A 6,025-nucleotide genomic window follows, 5' to 3' on the forward strand; every position below is an offset into this window, starting at 1 on the left:
GTTTTGTGTGAATGGTCCTCCAGAAATCTGCTCGTTAGAATCGTCGGATACGATGAAACAGACAGGTTCTCAGCAAAAAATTGCTTTTGACTGGACAAAAACCTTTCCATCTGAATAAAGCATCTTGGACTATCGGGATTACGTACACTAATGGGAAAAAAAACGATTCGGATCGGAATTGTTGGCGCAGGGGCAAATACGAAAAGCCGCCATATTCCGGGATTTCAAGCCATCGAAGATGTCGAAATTGTGGGTGTCGTGAACTCCACTCCAGCTTCGACACAAAAAGTCGCCCGTAAATTTGGGATTCCAGAAACCTATACTCACTGGCAGGAGCTGGTTGAAGATCCTGATATCGATGCGGTGATGATCGGGACCTGGCCCAACCTGCACTGTGATATCACCTGTATGGCATTGGAAGCAGGCAAGCATGTCCTGACCGAAGCCAGAATGGCTCGAAATCTGGCCGAAGCACAGAAAATGCTGAAAGTCTCACAGGCCCGCCCCGATCTGATTGCCCAGATTGTCCCCAGCCCTTTCGGTTTGAAGTATAATCAGGAAGTCATCAAACTGATTTCGCAAAAATATCTGGGAACCTTGCGTGAAGTCGTCGTACTGGGAGCCGACGACACTTTCTGGGACTATAGTAAAAAATTGCACTGGCGTCAGGATAAGGAAATCAGTGGGAACAACGTTCTGACTCTGGGGATCTTACACGAAACATTAAGTCGCTGGGTGCCTCCCACAGAACGAGTCTTTGCACAAGCTTCCATCTTCGAGCCGCAACGCCCCTCAGCGCACGGTCAGGGTTATGCCGACGTCACAATCCCTGAAAGCCTGCAAGTCGTTACCCGACTACAGGGAGGCGCGAATGCCATCTACCACTTGAGTGGTTCGATTCTGTTTGGCCCCGGACTGCAGATCCATTTATACGGAAATCATGGAACCATTAAAGTTCACTTCACTCCTGAAGAAAAAATATTCGTCGGACATCTGGGAGAAGAAACCATGAAAGAAATCCAGATTTCGCAGGAAGAACAGGGAGGCTGGCGAGTCGAAGCGGAGTTTATCGGAGCCATTCGGGGGGAAGAAATTGTCCACTTCACCGACTTCGCCACAGGAGTACAATACATGGAATTTACGGAAGCGGTCACCCAAAGTTGTGAAAAAAACGAACCTGTGACTCTGCCCCTGTAACTTGTCTCTCAAAGAGTTCCTTGTGACGGTCTGAGATTGCCTCAATCATGAAAACTGATGTAATGCCAGATCACTGAATGATACCGAATTATGACAACACCATTTCATTGCGAATTACAGGTAGCGCTTTCAGCGGTCAGGCAGGCCGCTCTGATTTGTAATTCGGTACAAGCAGCAATTACAGACGAAGTGCTGGAGAAAAAAGACAAGAGTCCGGTTACTGTTGCCGATTATAGTAGCCAGGCAGTCATCTGCCGGGCGATCAGCGCTGCATTTCCGCAAGATCCAATCATCGGCGAAGAAGACGCAGCTGAGTTACATCAGCCAGAGAATCACGAGTTTCTGGAGAAGATTGTTGCAGAACTCAGTTCTGCCGGCATCTCGGAAACCAATGCCGAAAATGCCTGCCACTGGATTGATCAAGGGGGGGCTAAAGAATTTAGCGACCGCTTCTGGACTCTTGACCCCATTGATGGAACCAAAGGCTTTCTGCGCAAAGAACAGTATGCGGTTTCACTCGCATTAATTGTCAACGGGAAAATAGTACTAGGAGTGTTGGGCTGCCCCAATTTACCTTTCCCGGCGGACGAATTGATCAAGGGAACGCTTTACTATGCGGTCACCGGTCAGGGTGCCAGCGCGATTCCCCTGAATCAGGACCAGCCAGCGATTCCCATTCACGTCACAACCACCGGTGAATTTTCGCAGTCTCGATTTTGCGAGTCGGTGGAATCGGGCCACAGTTCACACGGTCATTCGCAAGAGGTGGCTGAAAGGCTGGGCATCGAAAAAGAACCGCGGCGGCTCGATAGTCAGGCCAAATATGCGGTTGTCGCACAAGGTGACGCAGAGATTTACATGAGGCTGCCGACTCGTGCCGGCTATCGGGAAAAAATCTGGGACCACGCGGCCGGGGTCCTGCTGGTGGAAGAAGCAGGCGGCACGGTCACCGACATCCATGGTAAACCGCTGGAATTTGACCAGGGATACGAACTGACCAATAACCAGGGTGTCATCGTAACAAACGGCCCTTTGCACGCAGGTTTGATTGAAATTCTGGATGAACTCGCGATCAATCATTAAAAAGGGCTATCTGACAATCGGCTCACCTTCTTGATGAGCTATCTTTCATTTGTTTTGAATGTTTGACCAAAATGGACTGGCAAATTGTAGTAACGTTCCTGGTATTGGGAGGAGTCATCGGCTCGCTTACGTTTCTGCGTGCCGGCGCTGATACGATTCTCATGGGAGGGCTCACCATTCTTGTCATCACAGGAGTGGTCGAGGCAGGAGAAGCCGTCGCAGGTTTTGCTAATGAGGGGTTGATTGCTGTTGCGTTTCTGTTTGTGGTCAGCGAAGGGATTCGCCAAACCGGCGGTTTTGCCTTCGCCGGTCAACAGTTACTCGGTCGTCCCCAATCACTCACCGATGCCCAGGCACGCGTAATGCTTCCTTCTGCGATATTAAGCGCGTTCCTGAATAACACTCCTGTCGTCGCCATGATGATGCCCGTCATTTCCGACTGGGCCAAGAAAATGCGGATTTCGATTTCACACCTGATGCTCCCCTTAAGCTATGCTGCCATTCTGGGAGGCTTATGCACTCTGGTAGGTACCAGTACAACTCTGGTCGTTGATGGTTTGCTGCAGGATCATGACAACCATCCCGGCTTGTCCATGTTTGAAATCGCCTGGATCGGTGTCCCGATCATGATTATCGGTCTCATTTACTTACTGGTCTGTTCACGCTGGTTGCTGCCGGAACGAAAACCGGCGATTACCCCGATGGATGATCCGCGGGAATACACCGTAGAGATGACTGTCGAACCTGGCTGCCCGCTCATCGGCAAAACCATCGAACAGGCCGGCCTCCGTCACCTGCCGGGCATGTATCTGATGGAAATTGATCGCGACGATGAAGTCATCGCCGCGGTTTCATCCAACGAACGACTGGCTGCCAATGATCAGCTCGTATTTGTCGGCGTTGTGGAATCTGTGATTGACCTGCAAAAAATTCCCGGACTCAAACCGGCCACCGATCAACTGTTTAAACTTTCCGGTCCGCGATCGGAACGCTGCCTGATTGAAGCCGTCGTTTCGGACAGTTTTCGTTTTATCAACATGTCAATTCGTACGGCAAAATTCCGCGCGAATTACAATGCCGCCGTAATTGCGGTCGCCCGCAATGGCCAGCGTATCAATAAGAAAATCGGTGATATCGAATTGCAGCGCGGCGATACACTGTTGATTGAAGCCCATCCCTCATTTATTGACCAGCAACGAAATTCACGCGAATTCTTTCTGGTCAGTCAGGTGGAAGACTCCACCCCCCCCCGCCATGAACGCGCCTGGATTGCCCGTACGATCTTACTGTCCATGATTTTGCTGGTAGCCGTCTTCAATGTCAAAATGATCGTCGCTGCGATGGTGGCAGCCGCTCTGATGACAGCCACCCGTTGCTGCAGTGCCACCGAAGCCAAACGCTCGATCGACTGGGGTGTCCTGATCACCATTGCAGCCGGGCTGGGAATGGGGCGTGCCATTGAGAATTCCGGAGCCGCCTCTACAATTGCCTCTGGTTTTATCGGCCTGGCAAACAACAACCCCCTGATTGTACTGGCAATTCTGTCTTTCATCACGTTGATCTTTACCAACCTGATTACAGCCAAAGCAACCGCCACTTTGTTTTTTCCCATCACTGTCGCAGCAGCCGCAACACTCAATGTCAATCTAATGCCCTTCGTGATCACGCTTATTATTTCTGCTGCAGCCTGCTTTGCCACTCCCATCGGCTACCAGACCAACATGATGGTCTTTGGCCCCGGTGGATATAAATATGGCGACTACCTCCGCATCGGAGGTCCGCTGACTTTGATCGTCTGGATATTGACTGTGTTAATTGTTCCTCTTGTCTGGCCTTTCAAGTCGATATAATGGTATCCTAGAATAGATGTGGCGGAACCGGAGTGGTCGGAACTTACATGTGACTGGTTTCAGTGCGCCGCCATAAACCCGGATTCGGCTGAGCGGTTTTTGCTGTTTCGTTTCGTAGAGAAACTTTCATTTTAAATATCAGGATTCCACTATGAATCGCCGCTTTTGTACCCCGCTGATATGCGTTCTCTTTCTGTCGGCATCGATTTTTTCGACCGTCTCACGACTGGAGGCACAAGAGCCGACACAGGAAGACCGTACAAAATTGGAAAGTCAGCTCAAAGAACTGCAAAGTCAAATCGCCGAGTTGAAGCAGAATCCGGAAATCAAGCGGTCACTGCTGGCTGATGTCGAAGTTTTCTCCAAGGCGGCTGAATGGATTTTAAGGCATAACGAATTTTATAAACCCCAGTATGTCAAAGACACATACCAGGTTCTCGAAACGGGCTTAAAACGAGCTCAGCAACTCAAGGCAGGCACACCGGAATGGACGCAGCAAACCGGAACCGTCATCTTCGGCTATTACTCAGTCATTGACGGCTCGGTCCAGCCTTATGCGTTAACGTTTCCGGCAGACTTCAAAACGAAATCCAGTCAGCGCTGGCCCCTGCACGTAGAACTGCACGGTCGAGGCGGTACCCGCAATGAAGTTTTTTTTATTGCTCACCCGAATCGCAAAGGGCCTGGTGAAGGGCACGACTGGCTGCATCTGGAACCCTTTGGCCGAACCGATAATGGTTGGCGCTGGAGCGGTGAAGTCGATGTACACGAAGCGATTGACGATGTAAAAAGACGCTTCCTGATCGACAAAAAACGGATTACACTGCGTGGCTTTTCAATGGGGGGCGCGGGATCCTGGCATCTGGGTCTGCACTACCCTTCTCTCTGGAGCGGCGTCGGCCCCGGTGCCGGTTTTGTCGACTTTTATCAGTATCAGAACTACAAAGAAAAACTACCCCATTACCAGCACAAAACTCTGCACATTTACGACTCGATTGACTATGCATTGAATGCTGCCAACGTCCCCGTTGTGACCTATGGTGGTGGAAAAGACAAACAACTGGTTTCCAGTACAAGAATGGTGGAGAAAGCGAAAGAACAGAATATCGAAATCCCGCTGTATATCAGCCCCGATGCAGGCCACCAGTCGCGGATGCCCGCCTATCAGGATTACCTCGCTGATTTACTGCAGCATTCCAGACAAGGCCGTCCTGACTGGCCCGGCAAAAAAGAAATTCGCTTTATCACGCACACTCCCAAATACAATGAGTGCGAATGGTTGACCATCGAAGAACTCGACGAAATGTATGAACCCACAATTGTGGAAGGAGGCATTGATGAAGACTCCGGCAATCTGAAGCTGACGACCGAAAATGTAAACGCCCTCTCCATTGCCCGGGACGTCGCGCCTAATGTAGAACTGGATGGGAACCTGCTCCCGCTCGAATCTGCCGCCAATGGCCTGCTGCCACAGGTGTATTATGTGAGAAGTAACCGTGGCTGGGATGTTCTTAATTATGACGACTCCAGAACCTTCATCGACAATCCGGAACAGCGAAAACGCCACAATCTGCAAGGCCCGATTGATGATGCGTTCACACTGCCCTTCGTCTGCGTGAAAGGCACCGGCAAGCCCTGGAAAGCAGAACTCAATGATTGGTCGCTTTCTGTTCTGGCTCTGTTTGAAAAGGAATTCGATAAATGGTTGAGAGCGAAAGTGCCAGTCATCAACGATACGGAAGTTACTGACCAGATCATCGCCGACAAAAATCTGGTTCTGTTCGGAGACCCGGGCTCGAATTCTCTGATTGCCAGACTAGTTGAAGATCTGCCCGTAGAATGGACTAAAGATCAAATTACGGTCAATGGAAAAAGCTATGACACACAAAATCATG

4 protein-coding genes are annotated in these 6,025 nt (G+C 50.3%); all 4 read left to right on the forward strand.

Annotated elements, in window-relative coordinates; genetic code table 11:
- Nucleotides 1-150 precede the first annotated feature (150 nt).
- Nucleotides 151-1,197, forward strand: coding sequence for a Gfo/Idh/MocA family oxidoreductase (locus tag Q0294_RS17440; RefSeq protein WP_299468013.1), 1,047 nt, complete (start codon nt 151-153; stop codon nt 1,195-1,197).
- 90 nt (nt 1,198-1,287) lie between these two features.
- A complete protein-coding gene (locus tag Q0294_RS17445; protein ID WP_299468015.1) occupies nt 1,288-2,280 on the forward strand; it encodes a 3'(2'),5'-bisphosphate nucleotidase in 993 nt (330 codons plus the stop codon).
- Nucleotides 2,281-2,351: 71 nt separating this feature from the next.
- Complete coding sequence (locus Q0294_RS17450; protein WP_299468017.1) at nt 2,352-4,130, forward strand: SLC13 family permease; 1,779 nt, start codon at nt 2,352-2,354, stop codon at nt 4,128-4,130.
- A gap of 151 nt (nt 4,131-4,281) precedes the next feature.
- Nucleotides 4,282-6,025: prolyl oligopeptidase family serine peptidase (locus Q0294_RS17455; RefSeq protein ID WP_299468019.1), on the forward strand; the 1,744-nt coding region annotated here is incomplete at its 3' end.

The organism is uncultured Gimesia sp. (assembly GCF_937919775.1).
Lineage (GTDB): Bacteria > Planctomycetota > Planctomycetia > Planctomycetales > Planctomycetaceae > Gimesia.

Excerpts from the sequence above, each read along its gene's own strand:
- Q0294_RS17440 (WP_299468013.1), top strand. The coding sequence starts at position 151 with ATGGGAAAAAAAACGATTCGGATCGGAATTGTTGGCGCAGGGGCAAAT.
- Q0294_RS17445 (WP_299468015.1), top strand. The coding sequence starts at position 1,288 with ATGACAACACCATTTCATTGCGAATTACAGGTAGCGCTTTCAGCGGTC.
- Q0294_RS17450 (WP_299468017.1), top strand. The coding sequence starts at position 2,352 with ATGGACTGGCAAATTGTAGTAACGTTCCTGGTATTGGGAGGAGTCATC.